This is a genomic window from Duganella sp. Root336D2 (assembly GCF_001425005.1).
In the GTDB taxonomy this organism is placed as follows: Bacteria; Pseudomonadota; Gammaproteobacteria; order Burkholderiales; family Burkholderiaceae_D; genus Rugamonas.
Genome location: NZ_LMDB01000004.1, coordinates 152,661 through 171,961 on the forward strand (window position 1 = coordinate 152,661; position 19,301 = coordinate 171,961).

Sequence of the window (19,301 nt, forward strand, 5' to 3'; positions counted from 1 at the left end):
CGAGTTCGCTGCGCGGGCCGTAGCGGTGCAGCGTAGGTGGGCGTTTTTAGTCGTGCATGATGATTCTTAGTTTGGATTTCTTTCGATGTGCCGCACGTGGCGGTGGGCACGCATGAATGTCGAGGCGATGAAGATCTCGCGCAGCAGGTAGCCGAAATTGCCGATCAGGCAGATCATCGCTGCGATGAACAGGCCGGCGATGTATTTGTCCAGCGGGACGTTGGTGGCATCGCCAACGAACAGCAGGGCCACCACCAGGCAGACGAACAGGCCGCAGGCGGTGCTCAGCGCAATGGCAACGTTGATCAGGTGCGAACGGCGGTACAAGATGTCCAGCTCGTTCATATACGTATCGTTATAAGCAACGTCCAGGCGCTCTTCCAGCACGCGCGAGCGGTCGATGATGCGCGCCAGGCGGTTCAACAGCACCAACAGATTGGTGCAGACGGTGGACAGCATGAAAACCGGGGCAATCGCAAGCTGGATAATGTGGGCGATGTCGCCAAGCTGCAGATTCATTATGCGAAGCGTCCTTGCTGGCGGAATTGTTCGGTAGCGTTGACCAGGGCACGGCTGATGCCCTGCTCCATGGCGCCGTGGCCTGCATCAGGAATCATTTTCATCACCGCATTGGCGCCCCAGGCCTGCTGCAGGCGCCAGGCGGAGACGGGCGGGCAGATCACGTCGTAGCGGCCCTGCACGATCACGGCGGGCAGCTGGGCGATACGCGAGACGTTGGACAGCAGCTGGCCGTCGCTGAAGAAGCCCAGGTTGGCCATGTAATGCGATTCCATGCGGCCAACGCCCAGGTCGAGGGTGTCCGATGGCGGCTCATCCGGCTGTGGCAGCAGGAAGACGCGGCGGCCTTCGAACTTGCTCCAGGAGCGCACGGCTGGCCAGTGTACGTCCGGCTTCGGATCCATGATGCGCTTGACGTAGGCTTGCAGCAGGTTGCCGCGTTCTTCCACCGGGATAGGGGCGACAAATTCGTCGTACACCTCGGGATGGAACCATTCGGAACCTTGCAGGAACCAGTCGATTTCCTTCTGCGTGCAAAGGAAGATGCCGCGCAGGACAAAGCCCAGGCAACGCTCCGGGTGGGCCTGGCCGTACGCCAGCGCCAGGGTGGAGCCCCAGGAACCGCCGAATACCAGCCATTTGTCGATGCCGAACAGGATGCGCAGGCGCTCGATATCTTCGATCAGGAGCTGGGTGGTGTTATTACTCACTTCGCCCAGCGGGGTCGATTTACCGGCGCCGCGCTGGTCGAACAGGATGACGCGGTAGTGATCCGGATTGAAGAAACGGCGGTGCTGCGGCGACATGCCCGCGCCTGGGCCGCCATGGAAGAAGACCACCGGGATACCATTCGGGTTGCCTACTTCTTCCCAATAAATTGTATGGATGTCATCGACAGCCAGCATGCCGCTATTGCGGGGCTGGATCGGCGGGAACAAGTGTGGCAAGGCGTCGGGCATGGTTATCCTCTATGCGTGAAGCCAAGATTGTAACCGCTCAGAAGAAGGTATTGATGGCTTGCAGGACGTTGTACGTGTCATCCACAACCAGCATCAGGGGCCATTTATCGAAGGTGGTGCAGGGGTGGGAGATGCCGCAGCCGACCAGGTCGCCCACTTGCAGGTCGGCCTTGGCGCCCTGCGGCCAGCGCAGGTAGGCATGCTGGTCGTTCATCTTGTCGATCACGGCGCCTTCCGGCAGCACCAGCGCTTGCGCGCCCGGCCGATGCGCGGCAATGGCGCGCGGCAGGCCCAGGTCGTGCGACGCATCGCGCTTGCCCAGCGCCAGGATCGCCAGGTTCGGCTCGGGGCGCGACAACACCATGGTCCAGATTTCCAGAGCCGGGCGCAGGCCCTCGCCAGCAGCCTTGCCTTCGCGGCTGGCCAGCTCACTGGTCAAACCGCCGTAGTAGCCATGGTCATTGGTCAGGTAGCAGCCGCTGCGCAGGATCGGCAGCACTTTCTTGCCCTGCACCGCCAGCCCGGCAAATTCGTGCGCCACGCGGTCGAAGTAGGCCGAACCGCCGGCGGAGATGATCACCTGCTCGCCACCGAACAAGCCTTCGGTCGCGGCAGCCTTCAGCATTTCCGCCATGCGCTGCAGGAAGCCGTTGACGACTTCCACATCCGCCGCGCGGTTATCGGTGACCACCAGGCCTTCGTAGCCTTCAATGCCAGCCAGCTGGAGGCCGGGCGCAGCAGCGACGGCGCGTGCCACGGCCATGACTTCCTCGGCCTCGCGGCAACCGGCGCGCTTGCCCTTCATGCCCAACTCCACCAGCAAAGGCAAGGGCCGCTCCAGGCCAAATTCCTGCACCGCGCGCGACAGCCGCTCGACACCTTGCAGCGAATCGACCAGCGCAAAGAATTCGAAAGAGTGGTCCTCCTGCATCAGATGCAGTACGGCGCGGATATCGGCCGGCGCCACCAATTCATTGGCCAGTATCACGCGCCGCACGCCAAAGCGCGCCGCAATCTGCACTTGCGGAATGGTGGCCAGCGTGATGCCCCAGGCACCGTTATCGATCTGCGCCGCGAAGAGCTGCGGGCTCATGGTGGTCTTGCCATGCGGCGCGAGCAGCACGCCGTGGCGCTCACAGAAGCTGCGCATCCACGCCAGGTTATGCTGCAGCGCCGACGCCTTCAGCACGGCCAGCGGAAAACTCGTATCCGCCGCCAGCACGTTCCAGTGTTGTGCGCCGACCATGTGCTGGCGCAGCGGCTCCACAATAGGCAGGCCTTTCACGCCTGGCTGCAGGATTTGTTCGTCGAGTTCGGGCAGCGCGTACATAAGTGATCCAATCTCTCTTCAAAGAATAGCACCGTCAGCCAGCAGGTGGCTCGGCAGTATTAAACGCCAACTGCGCCGCAAAAGCCCGCTTGTAAGCCGGCCGCGCTTCGCCGCGTGCGACATAAGCGGCCAGGCGCGGAAATTCGTTCAGGATACCTGATGGCCTAGCCCGAAGCAGCACCGAGATCATCACCAGGTCGCCCGCACTGAATTCGCCATCCAGCCATTCAGCCTCGCCCAGCCGAGCAGAGAGTTGGCCCAGTCGCTGACGGATACGATCCGCGATCAGAGGCAAGCGCTCCTTGGTCCAAGGCTTGCCACCCTCCTGGAATTTTGCAGTGACGATTTCCAGGATCGGTGGCTCGACAGTGTTGAGCGCGGCGAAAATCCAGCTTATCGCACGGGCCCGCGCGTTGGCTTCGTCCGGCAGCAAGCCCGGATAGCGGGAAGCGATATGGAAAATAATCGCGCCTGACTCGAACAACACCAGCTCGCCATCCTCATAAGTGGGAATCTGCCCGAAGGGATGCCGCGCCAAATGCGGCGGCTCCTTCATCGCGGCGAACGAAACGGGACGCACTTCGTACGGCTGCCCCACTTCTTCAAACGCCCAGCGAACCCGCGTATCGCGCGCGAGGCCCATGCCGCCGTCGGGCGAACGTTCGAATGCAGTAATGGTGTGTGTCATCATGTTCTCCTGGTGATTGCGGGTTCAGCCAGGCACTCTTGGTGCCCCTTCAGGAGTGACGACGATTGAATAGCGCCTAAATCGACATGGCCCCGTCATTTGCCGCTTGGCGAGCGATCCTGTTCAGGGCGCGCCATACAGTCGCTGAGCAAGCCAATGAATCGGTCGCGTAATTCTGCATATTCCGCGTTGCTGGCATATTCCCGAACTTCCGGGCGCTGATTCAACAAATAGACAGTCGCGACATTGCCATTCGCCGCGTCCAGCAGTGTGTACATACTAATGACGCCGGAGACATTATCGGTATCCCTGTTGTTTATCGCTAGCAGCTCGATGCCCTTTTGCGTGCTTGTTTCGAGATCTATTTGATCAGGGGGTTTAGTACCGGCTGCAATTTCTTTCATTTGATCGATTATCGATCGACGGTCTTCGGCGAACCGTCCTTCGGCGGAACGTTCGATCTTCAGATTGACTAAAGGCGAACTGCTCTTTCGATAGATCATTAGCCGATAGCCGTCGGCAGTAGATACATGTACCGGACCGCTCGACAATTTGATCATGCGAAAGCGTGCTGTCACCGGGAGTCGGTCCTTGGTCTGGTAGCGAAACCCGTCAGTGCTGATGCATTGCGACAAAGATCCTAATGGATCGGCTGTTCGCTCTTGTGCATTAACTCGTGAGCAAAGTGCAAGCAGGAGAACAGGGAACGCTGCTAAGAGTCGACGGCGCATATGAACGTAAGCATGACAAATATTCGAAGTTGTCAATATAGCAGCAATTTGCCCAGTTGCTTTACGACGTACTCTCGCGCTTTGCCCGTTTTGAATACGGTCGGTACATAAAGCAGGAAAAAGCCCCAGCGATAGCGGGACCGGCTTCGCTCCCTGGACTGCAAGTACTGCATCAGATCGATTGCCGATTCCCGGTGAAAGGCCCAAAGCACACGATTACGATACGAGATCGCAAAGTAGGCTTCAGCCGGCCACTTCAGCACATGTTTGCCGCGCATATGGCAAGATCCGCATCGGATTGAGCCGACGGGCCAGCCGCTTCGATTTTTGAGATACCTCGAGTGGTCCCAATCTCCCGCGGCATAACCTTCCGGAAGTTCTTGAATCACCGGTTGCGGGCGTCCATGAAGACCTTGGAAATAGATCGCTGCATGCCACGAATGCCCGCATGAATCGTGGAACTGCTGGTAATCGAACATGCTGCTCTTCTGGAAGAACTGCACGTCCGCTTTCAGCTTGATGCGGACGACTTCAGCGAACTCAAATTCCGCGCGGCCCCGGCACGCTGGACAAACAATATCCAGATTGTGAGGGATCGGTCTGCATTCGTAAGGCCCGGTCATCAGTGCCAGAGGCCAAGGATGAGGCCGAAAACCAGGAATTGCGCGGTATGGTAGCCGCCATCGATCAGCCAGAGCTTGAAGCTGCGGTTGGCGAACTGGTAATTGATACCAAAGCACGCTGCCACCATGCCGAAACCGGCCAACAAGGCATGCTTGATTGCATAGTCCATCGTCGGCGCCGGGCCGATCCAGCGCGCGAAGGCGAAGGCCGCCAGCAGGGAAAAAATGAAGGCCACGCCGAACACATGGGCCGGGTGGGAGTCCGGCTTGACGCCGCCGTTCTCGTCATTCCACATCTTGCCGAACAAAGCCGGCGAGTACCACAGCCCGCCCAGCATGAAACTCGAAACTGCGGCCAGCAGCACGGCAAAAATATTCATGCCCATCATATGCATCGTCGTCTCCCCAGCGAATTATTGTTGAGAGAGAACGATATGTGAGCCGGGTCGCAACAGTCAATCACTTGTTGTTGCAATGTTCCGAAAGCATTTCTCCCATCTTGCCGCTGGCAGCCTGGCGGTCGTCGGCCCAGGTCAGTGCGGATTCGGTGCCATTCCGTTCTTCGCGGCGCAGGAAGCTGACGTAGGTCGAGCCCTTCTTGCCGGTCACGTGCATCAGGCGCACCTCGCAACTGCGGCCATTGGCGGAAGCTTTCGCCGTGCTCAGCACGTCGACCTTGGTGACATGGCCGATGTGCGCGACCAGCGGTGCGCGCTGGTTCAGAATGTCGAGCAGCTTGTCCTGCGGGATATCGGGGCTGCAGGCTGCCAGCAGCAGCAAGGGCAGCATTTTCTTCATGGCGCCTCCAAAAGAACAAACGCCGGCCAGCACGAGGGCCGGACGGCGTTTGGGTGTTGCGTTGCTCTTTACTGCGATCAGGACATGTGCTGGCCGCCGTTAATGGCGATGTTGGCACCGGTCAGGAACGCTGCTTCGTCGGAAGCCAGGTAGGCCACCAGGCCTGCCACTTCTTCCGGCTTGCCCAGGCGGGCCATCGGGATTTGCGGGATGATCTTCGAATCCAGCACGTCTTTCGGGATCTCCATCACCATCTTGGTGCCGATGTAGCCTGGCGAAATGGTGTTGACGGTGACGCCCTTGCGCGCCACTTCCAGCGCCAGCGCCTTGGTGAAGCCGTGCACGCCGGCCTTGGCCGCGGAGTAGTTGGTCTGGCCGAAAGCGCCCTTCTGGCCGTTCACCGAAGAGATGTTGATGATACGGCCCCAGCCGCGATCCACCATGCCATCGGCTACCGGCTTGGTCATGTTGAACACGGAGTCCAGGTTGGTCTTCATCACGGCGTCCCAATTGACCTTGTCCATCTTCTTGAAGGTCATGTCGCGCGTGATACCGGCGTTGTTCACCAGCACATCAACCGGGCCGATGTCGCGCTCGACTGCTGCGATGCAGGTTGCCGCCGAATCAAAGTCCGACACATCGCAAGGATAGGCGGTGAAGTTATAGCCCTGGTCCTTCATCGTGGCCAGCCACGACTCGTGCGTCTTGTTACTCGGGGAATACGTGGTTACCACTTTGTAGCCCAGTGCGACCATCTTGATGCAGATCGCTTCGCCCAGACCACCCATGCCGCCCGTTACCAATGCAACTCGTGCCATTTAATGTTCCCCTATTTTTATCTAAACGAAAGCTCATTCCCTCTCAACTGCCAGTGCTACGCCCATGCCGCCGCCGATGCACAGCGAGGCCAGGCCCTTCTTAGCGTCACGGCGGACCATTTCATGCAACAGGGTCACCAGGATGCGGGCGCCGGAAGCGCCGATCGGGTGGCCAATTGCAATTGCGCCGCCGTTGACGTTGATCTTGCTGGTGTCCCAGCCCATTTCCTTGTTCACCGCGCAGGCTTGCGCAGCGAACGCTTCGTTGATTTCCATCAGGTCCAGGTCTTGCGGCGACCAGCCGGCTTTTTTCAGGCACAGCTGCGAAGCGGTGACCGGGCCCATGCCCATATAGGCTGGGTCCAGTCCGGACGAGGCGTAGGCTTTGATGCGTGCCAGCGGAGTCAGGCCCAGTTCCTTAGCCTGCCTGGCCGACATCATCATCACGGCCGCTGCGCCGTCGTTGATGCCGGAGGCATTGCCGGCGGTGACGGAGCCGGCCTTGTCGAAGGCTGGACGCAGGCCGGACAGCGCTTCCAGGGTCGAACCTGGCTTCACGTATTCGTCCTGGTCGAAGAAGATGCTGCCCTTCTTCTGCACGATTTCCAGCGGCAGGATTTCATCCTTGAACTTGCCGGCTTTTTGCGCGGCTTCCGCTTTCAGCTGCGACTGCAGCGCGAATTCATCTTGCTGGCTGCGCGAGATATCGTATTTCTTCGCGACGTTCTCGGCGGTGATGCCCATGTGGTACTGGTTGTACACGTCCCACAGGCCGTCGACGATCATGGTGTCGGTCATTTTGACCTCGCCCATGCGGAAGCCGTCGCGCGAACCGTTCAGCACGTGCGGCGAGGCGCTCATGTTTTCCTGGCCGCCGGCAATGATGATGTTGGCGTCGCCGCACTTGATCGCTTGCGCGGCCAGGTGGGTTGCCTTGAGGCCGCTGCCGCAAACCTTGTTGATGGTGTAGCCCGGGATGGCGCTTGGCAGGCCGGATTTGATCACGGCCTGGCGTGCCGGGTTCTGGCCAACGCCGGCGGTCAATACCTGGCCCAGGATAACTTCGCTGACCAGGTTAGGGTCGATGCCGGTCTGGGCCAGCAGGCCCTTGATCACGTGGGCGCCCAGCTCTGCTGCCGGGGTCTTGGCCAGGGAACCGCCGAATTTGCCAACTGCGGTACGGCCTGCTGCAACAATTACTACGTCATCCATTCTGCTTCTCCGGGAGTGGTATGAAAATCTTTCAATGCATTCTAGCTAAGTGCCATGCGCGAGGCCAGCTATGGCCTACCGGAACAGTGGCTTATTCAAAGCCACTTCAGTTGCCTCACGTCCATATGCTTGCGCACGGTTAATAGCGTGCTTGCCCTGGTCGGTTGCCATTTGCAGCAGGTCTTGTGGATGCTGGATGGCCAGGAATTCGTTGGAGGCTGCGGTCATGGCAGCGAGAGAAGCCAGTGCGGTTTCACGATGCCAATCACAAATGCTGGCGAAGCTGGCGAGTTGCACGTCAAAAGCCGCGTGTGCGGCGCGGGAAAAATCGTCGTTGAACGCGTACATGCCCATGCTCCTTCAGTTATTCGATGGCTGAGATACCGCAAGACTTCCCATGTTAGTGCGCGATTCCTGACAAACGTTTGATAAACATCAAGGCTGCTTTCATTTTGCATAAATCCCCTGGCGATGTCACGACAATAACTTGATACCGTCCAACGTAGCGGCGCACTGCTCGCGTATCACGTTGACGAAGTCGGCCACGAAAGCCTTGTGCTGCAAGGCGGGCGGCACCGAAACAAACAGGTCACTCCACAAACCGGCCTCGCCGATCGGGCGCGCGATGACGTAGTCGTAGTCGACATAATTCTTGATGGCCCAGTTCGGCAAGGCGGCGACGCCGCGCCGGCTTGCAACCAGTTGCAGTATCGCGACCGTGAGTTCGGCGGTGCGGCGCTGGAATTCGACGCCGGCCGGACGCAGCACTTCGCGGATCAGGTCGATGCGTGTTTCGGGCACCGGGTAGGTGATCAGGGTTTCGCCTTCAAAGTCCTGGGCCGACAAACGGCGCTGACCGGCGAGCCGGTGCTTTTGCGCCATCACGGTCAGGATTTCGAAACGGAACAGCGGGAAGGTGGAGTACTCGGCGCTGTAGTCGGAGCCGATCACCAGGTCGGCATGTCCGTTACGCAGCAGGTCTGCCGGTTCACTGTGGAATCCGGAAACCAGGTCGATTTCCACCTCCGGCCAGCGGGTGCGGAAGGCGTCCATCACCGGCATCAGCCAATCGAAGCATGTATGGCATTCAAGCGCCACGCGCAGTTGGCCGGTATCGCCTTGCGACAGGCGCAGCACGTCTCGCTCTGCCCTTTCCACTTCCGGCAGCAGCGTATCGGCCAGTTTCAGCAGCCGTTCGCCAGTTGCCGTGAATCCAATTGGTATCGATTTACGCTCAAACAGCGGCGTACCGTAGCGATCTTCCAGCAATTTGATCTGGTGCGACAAAGCCGACTGCGTCAGGTTCAGCAGTTGTGCGGCCTTGACCAGGCTACCTGAGGAGCGAAGCGCAGACAGCGTGCGCAGGTGACGAATCTCGAGCATGTATGAAAAGTTTTCAAGTTAATGCATAAAAAGTTTCGTTTTTATTATATGCCGTCATGCCGCAAACTGTACTTCACCAATATTTCTTAAGCATGACAAAAATGAAACTAGTTCAAACTCATATCCCAGGCTTTCCACGCATCGGTGCAGCGCGTGAACTGAAGTTCGCTTTGGAGCGCTTTTGGCGCGGTGAACTGTCGGAATCCGCGCTGCAAGACACAGCCAGCAATCTCCGTGCCCGGCACTGGGCAACCCAGCGCCAGCATGAGCTGGATTTCGTGACTGTCGGCGATTTCGCCTTGTACGACCACGTGGCAAACCACATCCAGTTATTTGGCTGCGAGCCGGCACGCTTTGGCTTTAAAGGCAGCGAATCGCCGCTGGCGCGCTATTTCGCCATGGCGCGTGGCGACGATGCACATGAAGGATGCGGCTGTGGCCACAATGGTGCAGCGCTGGAAATGACCAAATGGTTCGACACCAATTACCACTACCTGGTGCCTGAGTTCAACGAGTCCACCGAGTTCGAGTTGCACGGCAAGCGCTTGCTGGATGAAGTCGCAGAAGCGCACGCCACCGGCCAGCCGGTCAAAGCTGTTTTGCTCGGTCCCCTGACCTTCCTTTGGCTCGGCAAGGAACGCGATGCGGCCACCGGTTTCAATCGCCTCGACCTGCTCGACCGCCTGCTGCCGCAGTACAGCCGGCTCCTGATGCAGTTGCGTGCCGCTGGTGCCGAGTGGGTGCAACTGGACGAACCTATCCTTGGCCTCGACCTGCCGATCGCCTGGCGCAACGCCTTTGAACCGGCTTACTGGCTCCTCAACCAGGCCGGTGCGCAACTGATGGTCGCCACTTACTTCTCGCCGCTTGAGGAGAATGTCAGCCTGGCCTGCCGCCTGCCGGTCGCCGGCCTGCACGTCGACGCCGTGCGCGCTGCCAGCGAGCTGACCAGCGTGGCCGACTGGCTGCCGGCACATAAGGTGCTGTCGATCGGCATCATCGATGGGCGCAACATCTGGCGGGCCGACATGGATGCCAGCCTCGCGACGCTGCTGCCGGTTATCGCCAAGCGTAGCGGCCCGGTCTGGCTTTCCACGTCCTGCTCCTTGCTGCACGTGCCGTACAGTCTGGCGACCGAGACAACGCTGGACGAGGAAGTTCGACCATGGCTGGCCTTTGCGGAAGAAAAGCTGGCTGAGCTGGCACTGCTCAAAGCCGCATTGTCTGCGGACGAACGCGTGTCCGGCCAAGTCGCACGGGGGTTTGCCGAAGCCCGCGCGGCGCTTGCCAGCCGCCGCTCGAGTACCCGTGTGCATAAAGCGGAAGTCGCGGCACGCATCGCGGCATTCGCCGCCGACACGGCGAGCTCGCGCCGCAACTCGCCGTTTGCACAGCGCCAGCAGATGCAGCGCGAACGCCTGGCGCTGCCGGCATTCCCAACCACGACGATCGGCTCGTTCCCGCAAACGCAGCAGATCCGCACCGCACGCGCAGCCTTCAAGCGCGGAGAACTGGCTCCGCAGGATTACCAGCAGGCGATGCGCGAAGAAATCGAACATGCCATCCGCCGGCAGGAAGAACTTGGCCTGGACGTCCTGGTACATGGCGAAGCCGAGCGCAACGACATGGTGGAATACTTCGGCGAACAGTTGGAAGGATTCACGTTCACGGCCAACGGTTGGGTGCAATCCTACGGCTCGCGCTGCGTGAAGCCGCCAATCATTTTCGGCGATGTCCAGCGCCCGCAAGCGATGACCGTGCATTGGGCCGCGTATGCACAGAGCCTGACCGCCAGGCCAGTGAAAGGCATGCTGACCGGCCCGGTCACGATCCTGCAATGGTCCTTCGTGCGCGACGACCAGCCGCGCTCCGACACCGCGCAGCAAATCGCCGCCGCCATCCGCGATGAGGTGCACGACCTGGAAAACGCAGGCATTGCCATCATCCAGATCGACGAGCCGGCCTTGCGCGAGGGCCTGCCGCTGCGCCGCAGCCGCTGGGATGCCTACCTTGCATGGGCAAGCAAAGCCTTCCGCATCAGCGCCGCTGTCGCCGATGATGCGACGCAGATCCACACCCATATGTGCTATGCCGAGTTCAACGACATCCTGCCAGCGATTGCCGCGCTGGATGCCGATGTGATCACGATCGAGTCAAGCCGCTCCGCGATGGAGCTGCTGGGCGGCTTCGCCAGCTTCCGCTACCCGAACGAGATTGGGCCCGGCGTGTACGACATCCACTCGCCGCGCGTACCGGGCAGCGATGAGATGGTCGCATTACTGCGCAAGGCCGCGAAAGTGGTGCCGTCCTCTCAACTCTGGGTCAATCCCGATTGCGGCCTGAAAACCCGCGCCTGGCCAGAAACGTCGGCGGCGCTGAAAAACATGGTCGCCGCCGCCCAAAGACTTCGCGCAGAGATTACTGCATAGAGTAGATCCAACGGACAACGGCCTCGCCATCCGAGTCGACAACTGTTTCCTGCGCGGAGAAACCCAGGCGGGAAACGACCTTTGACGAGGCAGCGTTGGATGGCAGGATTTCGGCAACCACCTGGCGCACGCCACAGTCCTTTGCCGGCAAAGCCAGAAGCTGGCCGATGGCAGCAGTCGCAACCCCGCGGCCTCGCGCAGGCTTGGCGACGCCGTAAGCGATCTCAACATCGCCATTAGTAGGCGGCCCTTTGAATGTGCATCCCCCAAGGACCATGCCTTCTGGCCGCGCGATGATCAGGAATGGCACGCACCATAAGTCCGGCACGCCGGCCTCAAGCTGCTTGAGCGCGCGGGCCGCAACGTGCGGTGGCGGAAGCGCCCCTTCCAGGGTTTCAGCGAAATAGTCGGCAGACTTCGACTCCGACAAGCCAAGTAATTCCTGGCGAGTGAGCTGTACCAATTCGATCTCGAGCATTATTTTTCACCACCAACAAAGTGCAGCGCCTCATGTGCCAGGTCTCGCCATTGACCGGTCGAGTTTGGGTGAAGCGCCAGCCACTCCTTCATCAATCGCCCGTGGCCTGGGTCGAACTGATGGCCGATGCCCAAGGCCTCGAGCTCTTCGACCCGCCCGCGCGGCAGTTTGACCACGAATTCATCGGCCGCCGATACCATGGCAAAGATCTTCCCATTGACCTTCAACGCTGAAGAACCGAAACCTTTTTTGACACCTTGCCCAAAGTCGACACTGGGCACGACTGCAAAGGTTTCCGCCAGCGCGGCAAAGCGCGACGTGTTATCCATGATCAGCCCTTCAAAACCGCGATCGCATTTATCGTCAGGCGCGCGCCCGGCTTGGGCAACGCCGCAACGCCGATGACGGTGCGGGCCGGATATGGCTCGGAAAACTGCTCGGCATAAGCCCGGTTCATTTCCGCAAAGTCCGCAATGTCCACCAGGTTGACCTGGATGTGCACCACGTCGTCCAGACTTGCGTTGGCGGCTGCCAGCATGGCCTCGATGTTTCTCAGGGTCTGCCTGGTTTGGGTATAGGCGTCCGGCCCGGCAAGCTGTCCCGTTGCTGGATCAACACCGGGTGAACCCGAGATGAAAACCTGCCCGCCGGCCTTGACTGCATGGCTGTAAGGGCCGATTGGCGGGAAAAGGTTTGTTTCAACGTATATTTTAGGCATAGCTAAAGATAAAAAATTAATATTTTGAAAAGAATAGCATGCGTCCCATCTCTTATTTGCACCGGAAACAGTGCGGGCCTAGTATGTGTATAAGACCAACCGTGAGTACACACCATGCGCACTAACATCGAGATAGATGACGAATTGATGAATGACGCATTGCGACTAACTGGCGTGGCTACCAAGCGCGAAGCAGTCGAAATGGGCCTTCGAACACTGTTGCGCCTAAAGCAACAGGAGGAGATCCGACGTTTCAAAGGCAAGTTGCCGTGGGAGGGTGATCTCGACGCAATGAGGATCGATAAATGATCCTGGTTGATTCCAGCGTTTGGATCGACTATTTCCGCGGCGACGCGACGCCCAATTCGAGCGTCTTGATCGGCTGCTTGGACATGAACCCATCGCGACTGGCGACCTGATTCTGGCTGAAGTGCTGCAGGGATTCCGGCGCCAGCGCGACTTCAATCAAGCGAGAAAGTTGCTCTTGACCCTGGAATTAATCGATATCGGCGGTGTCGAGATTGCAATCCAGGCGGCCACGAATTTTCGCAGATTGCGATCACTTGGCGTCACAGTCCGGAAAACCATCGACACATTGATCGCTACACGCTGCATTGAATCGCACTATGCATTGCTCTACAGCGACCGGGATTTCGCACCGTTCGTCGACCATTTGGGCCTGCAAGCCGCATAAACACTAGGCTCCCCTCCCCAAGCAAGCTTAAGCAAAGTACAATGCACCCAGCCTGGGCCCAGCCCGTTACTTTGCGATTGTCATGCCTAAGAGTACGTTCCAGAAGCCTATCGAAATCAAGATTTCCACCGTTGTCGCCGTGTCCGCCATCATGTACACGAGCGATCTCGTCGCCCTCGACGCCGCCATGCATGAGATGACCGGCGGCGTTTCCGATTTCTTCGAAGGGGACCTGGCCGTCATCGACATCGGTGACCTGGCGCCGGGCTGCGAACGCATTGACTGGGCGGCAACCATCGCCCTCCTGAAAAAATACCGCCTGAATCCGGTGGCTGTGCGCAACGCCAAGCCGGACATGGTGGAAGAAATCCAGCAACACGGCCTGCAACTGGACAGCGGCAAGCGCGAAGAAACGCCGCCCCCTGCCCCGAAACCAGCGCCAGCTCCGGCCCCTGTGCCGGTCCCGGGTCCTGCCAAAACGGCGGCGCCGGCGGCACCAGCTTTCAGCGGTACCATGATCATCGACACCCCGGTCCGGGCCGGCCAGCGCATCTATGCGCGCGGCGGCGACCTGATCGTGATGGCCGTCGTCAACAACGGCGCCGAGATCATCGCGGATGGCAGTATTCACGTTTACAACACTTTGAACGGCCGTGCCCTGGCAGGCGCCTCCGGCGACGCTTCGGCCCGTATTTTCGCTATGTCGATGAGCCCTGAGCTGGTCTCGATCGCAGGTGTTTATCGTACTTTTGAAGATGGTTTCCCGACCGAAAACGCACGCAAGCCGGTACAAATCCGACTAAACGGCGAAAGTCTGGATATACAATCTGTCAATTCCGCAAAATAACAGTTCAGTAAAGGATTCTTTGTGGCACGAATTATTGTAGTTACGTCCGGCAAGGGCGGTGTCGGCAAAACGACTTCCAGCGCCAGCTTCTCCACCGGCCTCGCCATGCGCGGCCACAAAACCGTCGTCATCGATTTTGACGTCGGCCTGCGCAACCTGGACCTGATCATGGGTTGCGAACGACGCGTTGTGTATGACCTGATCAACGTGGTGCATAAAGAAGCGACCCTGAACCAGGCCCTGATCAAGGACAAGCACTGCGAGAACCTGTACATCCTGCCGGCGTCCCAGACCCGCGACAAGGATGCCCTGACGGAAGACGGCGTGGAAGGCGTGCTGGCTGAGCTGATCAAGATGGACTTCGAGTACATCATCTGCGACTCGCCCGCCGGTATCGAACACGGCGCCCTGATGGCGCTGACCTTCGCCGACGAAGCCCTGATCGTGACCAACCCGGAAGTGTCGTCGGTGCGTGACTCCGACCGCATCCTGGGCATCATCCAGGCCAAGTCGCGCCGCGCACTGTCCGGCGGCGAACCAGTCAAGGAACACCTGTTGATCACCCGTTACTCGCCGAAGCGCGTAGAAGCGGGCGAGATGCTGTCATTTGAAGACGTGCAAGAAATCCTGCGCATTCCTTTGATCGGCATCATCCCTGAGTCGGAGCAGGTACTGCATGCTTCCAACCAGGGTAACCCGGCAATCCACTTCAAGGGAACCGATGTGGCCGAAGCCTACACCGACGTGGTGGCGCGCTTCCTGGGCGAAGAAGTTGAGCTGAAGTTTACCGACTATGAAAAGCCTGGTTTCCTGAAGCGTATCTTTGGAGCTAAATAATGGCCCTGCTTTCTTTCCTGTTCCAGAACAAGCCGAAAACGGCCAGTGCGGCGAAGGAGCGCTTGCAGATCATCATCGCTCGCGAGCGCAACGGCCGCGCCGGTCCGGACTTCATGCCGGCGCTGCACAAAGAGCTGGTCGACGTGATTTCGAAGTACACCAAGGTGTCGGCCGACGATATCAAGATCTCGCTGGATCGCCAGGGCAACCTGGAAGTTCTTGATGTGAACGTGGTCCTGCCGGACGCCTGAACGCTTCCTTGTGGCTTACGCCTTGGCGTGAGCCGCAATGACCTGCCTTGCCACCTTGGCGCAGGCTTCCACGTGCTGGTAGCCAATCTGCCGGAAGGCGAAGAAACCAATAGTAGCTGAAGCAATTTGACCAGCAATAGGCACCAGTTTGCCCGCCTGTTTGACTGCAATCTTGCCCGCGCTGCGCTTCAGCACCGCCCCGACCAGTTCGCGCGTGACGACTTTCCCTACCAGCATCCCGCCCAAGCTGATGACCGCCTCGTACGCAATGAGCTTCAACTTGGGCTGCATGCGGTCGATCTGGTCCGGCGACAGGCCGAATTCGTGGTTCACATCATCGATCAACTGGGTGAACAGGCGCAGGTCCGACACCACGTCGATCCCGGGGATCGGCACCGCCGCCACCCCGGCTGAAACTGCGGCGCGACGCCGCACCAGGCGCCGGCAGCGCTCACGTACTGCATCGATATCTGCCTCGGTGGAGGGCAGCACAGTCCAGTCATTTTTCATGTTTTTGCTCCCCAATCGACTTGCAAAATAAGACCTGCTCCATTGTGCTAGCCGCCCAAGCAGTGTACCGTGTGATGGAGGCGCAGCCTCGCACGGGACCCGGCAGAGTAGTACCATACGGCAATCTTTGATCAAATTGGTAACTATTTCTTGTAAATCTCTGTTATATTCGTGTGACTGCTTCTTAACATTTTGCTGTAAAGAACCATGAGAATCGTTGTCCTTGATGCTGACCGAAGCCAGGCGGACCTGATCTGCCAGGTCCTGACTTCCGCTGGTCATGCCTGCCATGGTTACCAGACGGCCAAGGACTTGCTGGCCAATATGCGCAAGGACAGCGTCGACATGCTGATCCTCGACTGGCAGGTTACCGATATGGATCCTGCCGAGGTAATTCGCAAGGCCCGCGAAAAGCTGCCTGAAACCGGCCCCGTGATGTTCCTGACCACCAGTTCCGGCGAAGACGATATCGTGGCCGGCCTGTCGGTGGGCGCCGAAGACTTCCTGGTCAAACCGCTGCGCCGCGCCGAATTGGTGGCGCGCGTGCAAGCCCAGTTGCGCCTGGCCTACCCGAGCCAGAACGGCGCCGAGCAGTTGCAGTTCGGACAATACGTCTTCGAAACCCGCCCCGGACGCTTGTTGATGGACGGGCAAGTGCTGGACGTCACCCACAAAGAGTTCTACCTGGCGCTGCTGTTTTTCCGCAACATTGGCCGCCCATTATCGCGCGCCTACATCCACGAAGCGGTCTGGATCCGCGAAACCGAGGTGCCGTCGCGCACCATGGATACCCACGTTTCGCGCGTCCGCAATAAATTGCAACTGAAGCCGGAAAACGGCTTCCGCCTGGTGCCGGTCTACAGCTACGGCTACCGGCTGGAAAAGCTCGGTTCCTGAGAGGGAAACCGGCGCAAGGTATAATGGCGTCTGGAATCTTCCGTCTGGACCAAGATGCAACTTCTCGCCGTCGGCCTCAACCACACCACTGCACCCGTCGCCCTGCGCGAACGGCTGGCGTTCGCGCCTGAGCAGCTCGGTACCGCGGTTGCTGCGGCGCGCAACTGGTTTGCCTGCGCGGATTCGAAAGGCGGCGACGAAGCGGCCATCCTGTCCACCTGCAATCGCACCGAGCTCTATGCGGCCAGCAATGCTGCCAACCCGCTCGACGCCGGCGCGCAATTCCTGGCCGATTTCCACAAACTGAATTATTCCGAGCTGCGCCCGCACCTGTACATGCTGCCGCAGCACGATGCCGTGCGCCATACCTTCCGCGTCGCTTCCGGCCTGGATTCAATGGTGCTGGGCGAGACCCAGATCCTGGGCCAGATCAAGGACGCCATCCGCACCGCCGACGAAGCTGGCGGCTTGGGCACCTACCTGCACCAGCTGTTCCAGCGCAGCTTCTCGGTTGCCAAGGAAGTGCGCAGCACCACAGAAATCGGCGCGCACAGCGTGTCGATGGCCGCTGCGGCGGTGCGCCTGTCGCAACGCATTTTCGACAAGATCTCCGAGCAGAACGTGCTGTTCATCGGCGCCGGTGAAATGATCGAGCTGTGCGCCACGCACTTCGCGGCGCAGAATCCGAAATCGATTACGGTAGCCAACCGCACCATGGAACGCGGCGAGGCGCTGGCGCACCGCTTCAATGGCAAGGCCATGCGCCTGGCCGAACTTGGCAGCCAGCTGCAGCAATACGATATCGTCATTTCCTGCACCGCTTCGTCGCTGCCGCTGATCGGGCTGGGCATGGTGGAGCGCGCCATCAAGGCGCGCCGCCACAAGCCTATTTTCATGGTCGACCTGGCTGTGCCGCGCGATATCGAGCCGGAAGTGGGCCGCCTGAACGACGTCTTCCTGTACACCGTGGACGACCTGGGCAAGGTGGTGCAGACCGGCATGGAAAATCGCCAGGCCGCGGTGGCACAGGCGGAAGCGATTATCGAAACCCGCGTGCAGTCTTTCATGCACTGGATCGATGACCGCGCCGTGGTGCCGGTGATCCAGGGCCTGCAGGAAAACAGCGAAGTGATTCGCCTGCTGGAACTGGAACGCGCACGCAAGCTGCTGGCCAAAGGTGAATCGGTCGATGCAGTGCTGGAGGCGCTCTCCAAAGGCCTGACCGCAAAGTTCATGCACGGACCGCAGCAAGCGCTGCACCGCGCCCAGGGCGACGAACGCGCCCAGCTGGCCGAACTGCTGCCACAACTGTTCCGCGGCCGCCGTTAGCGGCGCCCCACTCCCTGCTGCCGCTCACCGCGGCTACCCGTGTTACCCCATCGAATTCAGGAACGTATGAAACCATCAATGCTGGCCAAGCTGGACCAACTGGCAAACCGCCTTGTCGAACTGGACGAACTGCTGATGTCCGAAGGTGCGACGTCGAATATGGACAGCTACCGCAAGATGACGCGCGAGCACAGCGAGCTGCAGCCGCTGGTGGCGCTGTACAAGGATTACCTGCAAGTGCTGGGCGATATCGAGGATGCGCAAGCCATGCTGTCGGATCCGGACATGAAGGAATTCGCGCAGGAAGAAATCGAAGCCGGCAAGGCCCGCCTGGGCGGGCTCGAGCTGGACCTGCAGAAGATGCTGCTGCCGAAGGATGAAAACGACGAGCGCAATATCTTCCTCGAGATTCGCGCCGGCACGGGTGGAGACGAATCGGCGCTGTTTGCGGGCGACCTGCTGCGCATGTACACACGCTTTGCCGAACGTTCGCGCTGGCAGGTGGAGATCGTGTCGGCATCCGAGAGCGATCTGGGCGGCTACCGCGAGGTGATCGCGCGCATTATCGGCAATGGCGCCTACTCCAAGCTGAAGTTCGAATCGGGCGGCCACCGCGTGCAGCGGGTGCCGGCAACGGAAACCCAGGGCCGCATCCACACCTCCGCCTGCACGGTGGCGGTGATGCCGGAGGCAGACGAAGTGGAAGACGTGCATATCAACCCGGCCGACCTGCGCATCGACACTTATCGCGCATCCGGCGCCGGCGGGCAGCACATCAACAAGACCGATTCGGCGGTGCGCATCACCCACCTCCCGTCGGGCATCGTGGTGGAGTGCCAGGACGACCGCTCGCAGCACAAGAACAAGGCTTCGGCGATGAAGGTGCTGGCGGCGCGCATCAAGGACGTGCAACTGCGCGAGCAGCAGTCGAAAGAAGCGGCCACCCGCAAGAGCCTGATCGGCTCCGGCGACCGCAGCGAGCGCATCCGCACTTACAACTTTCCGCAAGGCCGCATGACCGACCACCGCATCAACCTCACGCTGTACAAGCTCGACATGATCATGGACGGCGACCTGAGCGAACTGACCACCGCCCTGAACACCGAGCACCAGGCCGAACAGCTCGCCGCTTTGGGCGACTAAGATGAAAGTCGGGGTCAGCTCCGGCAATCGGACATGAAGCTCCTCGAGAAGCCGGAGCTGACCCCGACTTAGTTTAAGGAAGCCTTCAGCGCTTTGTGCGAGAATTG

25 protein-coding genes are annotated in these 19,301 nt (G+C 59.8%); 9 read left to right on the forward strand and 16 right to left on the reverse strand.

The window, feature by feature from the left end; all coding sequences use genetic code 11:
* Nucleotides 1–66 precede the first annotated feature (66 nt).
* The 12 genes from ASD07_RS06865 to ASD07_RS06920 form a co-directional block, all read right to left on the reverse strand.
* Nucleotides 67–519 (reverse strand): DUF2721 domain-containing protein, encoded by a 453-nt coding sequence (locus tag ASD07_RS06865; RefSeq protein ID WP_055927034.1) that lies wholly within the window; start codon nt 517–519, stop codon nt 67–69.
* The gene (pip, locus tag ASD07_RS06870) at nt 519–1,478 is read right to left on the reverse strand and encodes a prolyl aminopeptidase (protein ID WP_055927037.1); all 960 of its coding nucleotides are present in this window, start codon (nt 1,476–1,478) and stop codon (nt 519–521) included. The genes ASD07_RS06865 and pip overlap by 1 nt, the downstream gene beginning before the upstream one ends.
* A gap of 37 nt (nt 1,479–1,515) precedes the next feature.
* A complete protein-coding gene (locus ASD07_RS06875) occupies nt 1,516–2,808 on the reverse strand; it encodes an amino acid deaminase (RefSeq protein WP_055927039.1) in 1,293 nt (430 codons plus the stop codon).
* A 34-nt stretch (nt 2,809–2,842) separates the two neighbouring features.
* On the reverse strand, nt 2,843–3,496 hold the full coding sequence (locus tag ASD07_RS06880; RefSeq protein WP_055927042.1) for a glutathione S-transferase family protein: 654 nt from the start codon (nt 3,494–3,496) through the stop codon (nt 2,843–2,845).
* Between the two features lie 95 nt (nt 3,497–3,591).
* Nucleotides 3,592–4,056: a hypothetical protein gene (locus ASD07_RS06885; RefSeq protein WP_156397910.1), complete on the reverse strand. Its 465-nt coding sequence runs from the start codon at nt 4,054–4,056 to the stop codon at nt 3,592–3,594.
* Nucleotides 4,057–4,259: 203 nt separating this feature from the next.
* A complete protein-coding gene (locus ASD07_RS06890) occupies nt 4,260–4,850 on the reverse strand; it encodes a hypothetical protein (protein WP_055927052.1) in 591 nt (196 codons plus the stop codon).
* On the reverse strand, nt 4,850–5,230 hold the full coding sequence (locus ASD07_RS06895) for a DUF1761 domain-containing protein (RefSeq protein ID WP_162246541.1): 381 nt from the start codon (nt 5,228–5,230) through the stop codon (nt 4,850–4,852). The genes ASD07_RS06890 and ASD07_RS06895 overlap by 1 nt, the downstream gene beginning before the upstream one ends.
* Nucleotides 5,231–5,309: 79 nt before the next feature.
* Complete coding sequence (locus tag ASD07_RS06900) at nt 5,310–5,648, reverse strand: hypothetical protein (RefSeq protein WP_055927058.1); 339 nt, start codon at nt 5,646–5,648, stop codon at nt 5,310–5,312.
* A 77-nt stretch (nt 5,649–5,725) separates the two neighbouring features.
* Nucleotides 5,726–6,466, reverse strand: a complete 741-nt coding sequence (gene phbB, locus ASD07_RS06905) for an acetoacetyl-CoA reductase (protein WP_055927061.1) — start codon at nt 6,464–6,466, stop codon at nt 5,726–5,728.
* 33 nt (nt 6,467–6,499) lie between these two features.
* Nucleotides 6,500–7,678: an acetyl-CoA C-acetyltransferase gene (locus tag ASD07_RS06910; protein ID WP_055927065.1), complete on the reverse strand. Its 1,179-nt coding sequence runs from the start codon at nt 7,676–7,678 to the stop codon at nt 6,500–6,502.
* 75 nt (nt 7,679–7,753) lie between these two features.
* Nucleotides 7,754–8,026, reverse strand: a complete 273-nt coding sequence (locus ASD07_RS06915; protein ID WP_156397911.1) for a hypothetical protein — start codon at nt 8,024–8,026, stop codon at nt 7,754–7,756.
* A 126-nt stretch (nt 8,027–8,152) separates the two neighbouring features.
* Nucleotides 8,153–9,061, reverse strand: coding sequence for a LysR family transcriptional regulator (locus tag ASD07_RS06920; RefSeq protein ID WP_055927071.1), 909 nt, complete (start codon nt 9,059–9,061; stop codon nt 8,153–8,155).
* 101 nt (nt 9,062–9,162) lie between these two features.
* On the opposite strand from ASD07_RS06920, the gene metE reads away from it, so the two are divergent.
* Nucleotides 9,163–11,490 carry a 5-methyltetrahydropteroyltriglutamate--homocysteine S-methyltransferase gene (gene metE, locus ASD07_RS06925; protein ID WP_055927074.1) on the forward strand — a complete coding sequence of 776 codons (2,328 nt, stop codon included), beginning with the start codon at nt 9,163–9,165 and terminating at the stop codon, nt 11,488–11,490.
* On the opposite strand, the gene ASD07_RS06930 is transcribed toward metE, so the two are convergent.
* From ASD07_RS06930 to ASD07_RS06940, 3 genes are read right to left on the reverse strand one after another with little or no spacing between them, the layout of a single operon-like run.
* Nucleotides 11,480–11,968 (reverse strand): GNAT family N-acetyltransferase, encoded by a 489-nt coding sequence (locus ASD07_RS06930; RefSeq protein ID WP_055927077.1) that lies wholly within the window; start codon nt 11,966–11,968, stop codon nt 11,480–11,482. The genes metE and ASD07_RS06930 overlap by 11 nt on opposite strands.
* Complete coding sequence (locus tag ASD07_RS31365) at nt 11,968–12,297, reverse strand: hypothetical protein (RefSeq protein WP_200953772.1); 330 nt, start codon at nt 12,295–12,297, stop codon at nt 11,968–11,970. The genes ASD07_RS06930 and ASD07_RS31365 overlap by 1 nt, the downstream gene beginning before the upstream one ends.
* A gap of 2 nt (nt 12,298–12,299) precedes the next feature.
* On the reverse strand, nt 12,300–12,686 hold the full coding sequence (locus ASD07_RS06940) for a RidA family protein (RefSeq protein WP_055927080.1): 387 nt from the start codon (nt 12,684–12,686) through the stop codon (nt 12,300–12,302).
* A 114-nt stretch (nt 12,687–12,800) separates the two neighbouring features.
* Between ASD07_RS06940 and ASD07_RS06945 the strand changes: the two genes are divergently transcribed.
* The 5 genes from ASD07_RS06945 to minE all read left to right on the forward strand — a co-directional run bounded on the left by ASD07_RS06945 (nt 12,801) and on the right by minE (nt 15,315).
* On the forward strand, nt 12,801–12,995 hold the full coding sequence (locus ASD07_RS06945; RefSeq protein ID WP_055927083.1) for a type II toxin-antitoxin system VapB family antitoxin: 195 nt from the start codon (nt 12,801–12,803) through the stop codon (nt 12,993–12,995).
* A 19-nt stretch (nt 12,996–13,014) separates the two neighbouring features.
* A complete protein-coding gene (locus ASD07_RS06950; RefSeq protein WP_229207081.1) occupies nt 13,015–13,380 on the forward strand; it encodes a PIN domain nuclease in 366 nt (121 codons plus the stop codon).
* 82 nt (nt 13,381–13,462) lie between these two features.
* Nucleotides 13,463–14,227 carry a septum site-determining protein MinC gene (gene minC / locus ASD07_RS06955; protein WP_055927086.1) on the forward strand — a complete coding sequence of 255 codons (765 nt, stop codon included), beginning with the start codon at nt 13,463–13,465 and terminating at the stop codon, nt 14,225–14,227.
* A gap of 21 nt (nt 14,228–14,248) precedes the next feature.
* Complete coding sequence (minD, locus tag ASD07_RS06960) at nt 14,249–15,064, forward strand: septum site-determining protein MinD (protein WP_055927089.1); 816 nt, start codon at nt 14,249–14,251, stop codon at nt 15,062–15,064.
* On the forward strand, nt 15,064–15,315 hold the full coding sequence (gene minE, locus ASD07_RS06965; protein ID WP_055927094.1) for a cell division topological specificity factor MinE: 252 nt from the start codon (nt 15,064–15,066) through the stop codon (nt 15,313–15,315). Before minD ends, minE begins: the two co-directional genes overlap by 1 nt.
* A 15-nt stretch (nt 15,316–15,330) precedes the next feature.
* Here the strand turns inward: minE and ASD07_RS06970 are convergent, their stop codons facing one another.
* Nucleotides 15,331–15,825, reverse strand: a complete 495-nt coding sequence (locus ASD07_RS06970) for a hypothetical protein (RefSeq protein WP_055927097.1) — start codon at nt 15,823–15,825, stop codon at nt 15,331–15,333.
* Nucleotides 15,826–16,032: 207 nt separating this feature from the next.
* On the opposite strand from ASD07_RS06970, the gene ASD07_RS06975 reads away from it, so the two are divergent.
* The 3 genes from ASD07_RS06975 (at nt 16,033) to prfA (ending at nt 19,194) form a co-directional block, all read left to right on the forward strand.
* Nucleotides 16,033–16,722 carry a response regulator transcription factor gene (locus tag ASD07_RS06975; RefSeq protein ID WP_055927100.1) on the forward strand — a complete coding sequence of 230 codons (690 nt, stop codon included), beginning with the start codon at nt 16,033–16,035 and terminating at the stop codon, nt 16,720–16,722.
* A 54-nt stretch (nt 16,723–16,776) separates the two neighbouring features.
* Nucleotides 16,777–18,051 (forward strand): glutamyl-tRNA reductase, encoded by a 1,275-nt coding sequence (hemA, locus tag ASD07_RS06980; protein WP_055927104.1) that lies wholly within the window; start codon nt 16,777–16,779, stop codon nt 18,049–18,051.
* A gap of 66 nt (nt 18,052–18,117) precedes the next feature.
* Nucleotides 18,118–19,194 (forward strand): peptide chain release factor 1, encoded by a 1,077-nt coding sequence (gene prfA, locus ASD07_RS06985; RefSeq protein WP_055927107.1) that lies wholly within the window; start codon nt 18,118–18,120, stop codon nt 19,192–19,194.
* The last annotated feature ends 107 nt before the right edge of the window (nt 19,195–19,301 follow it).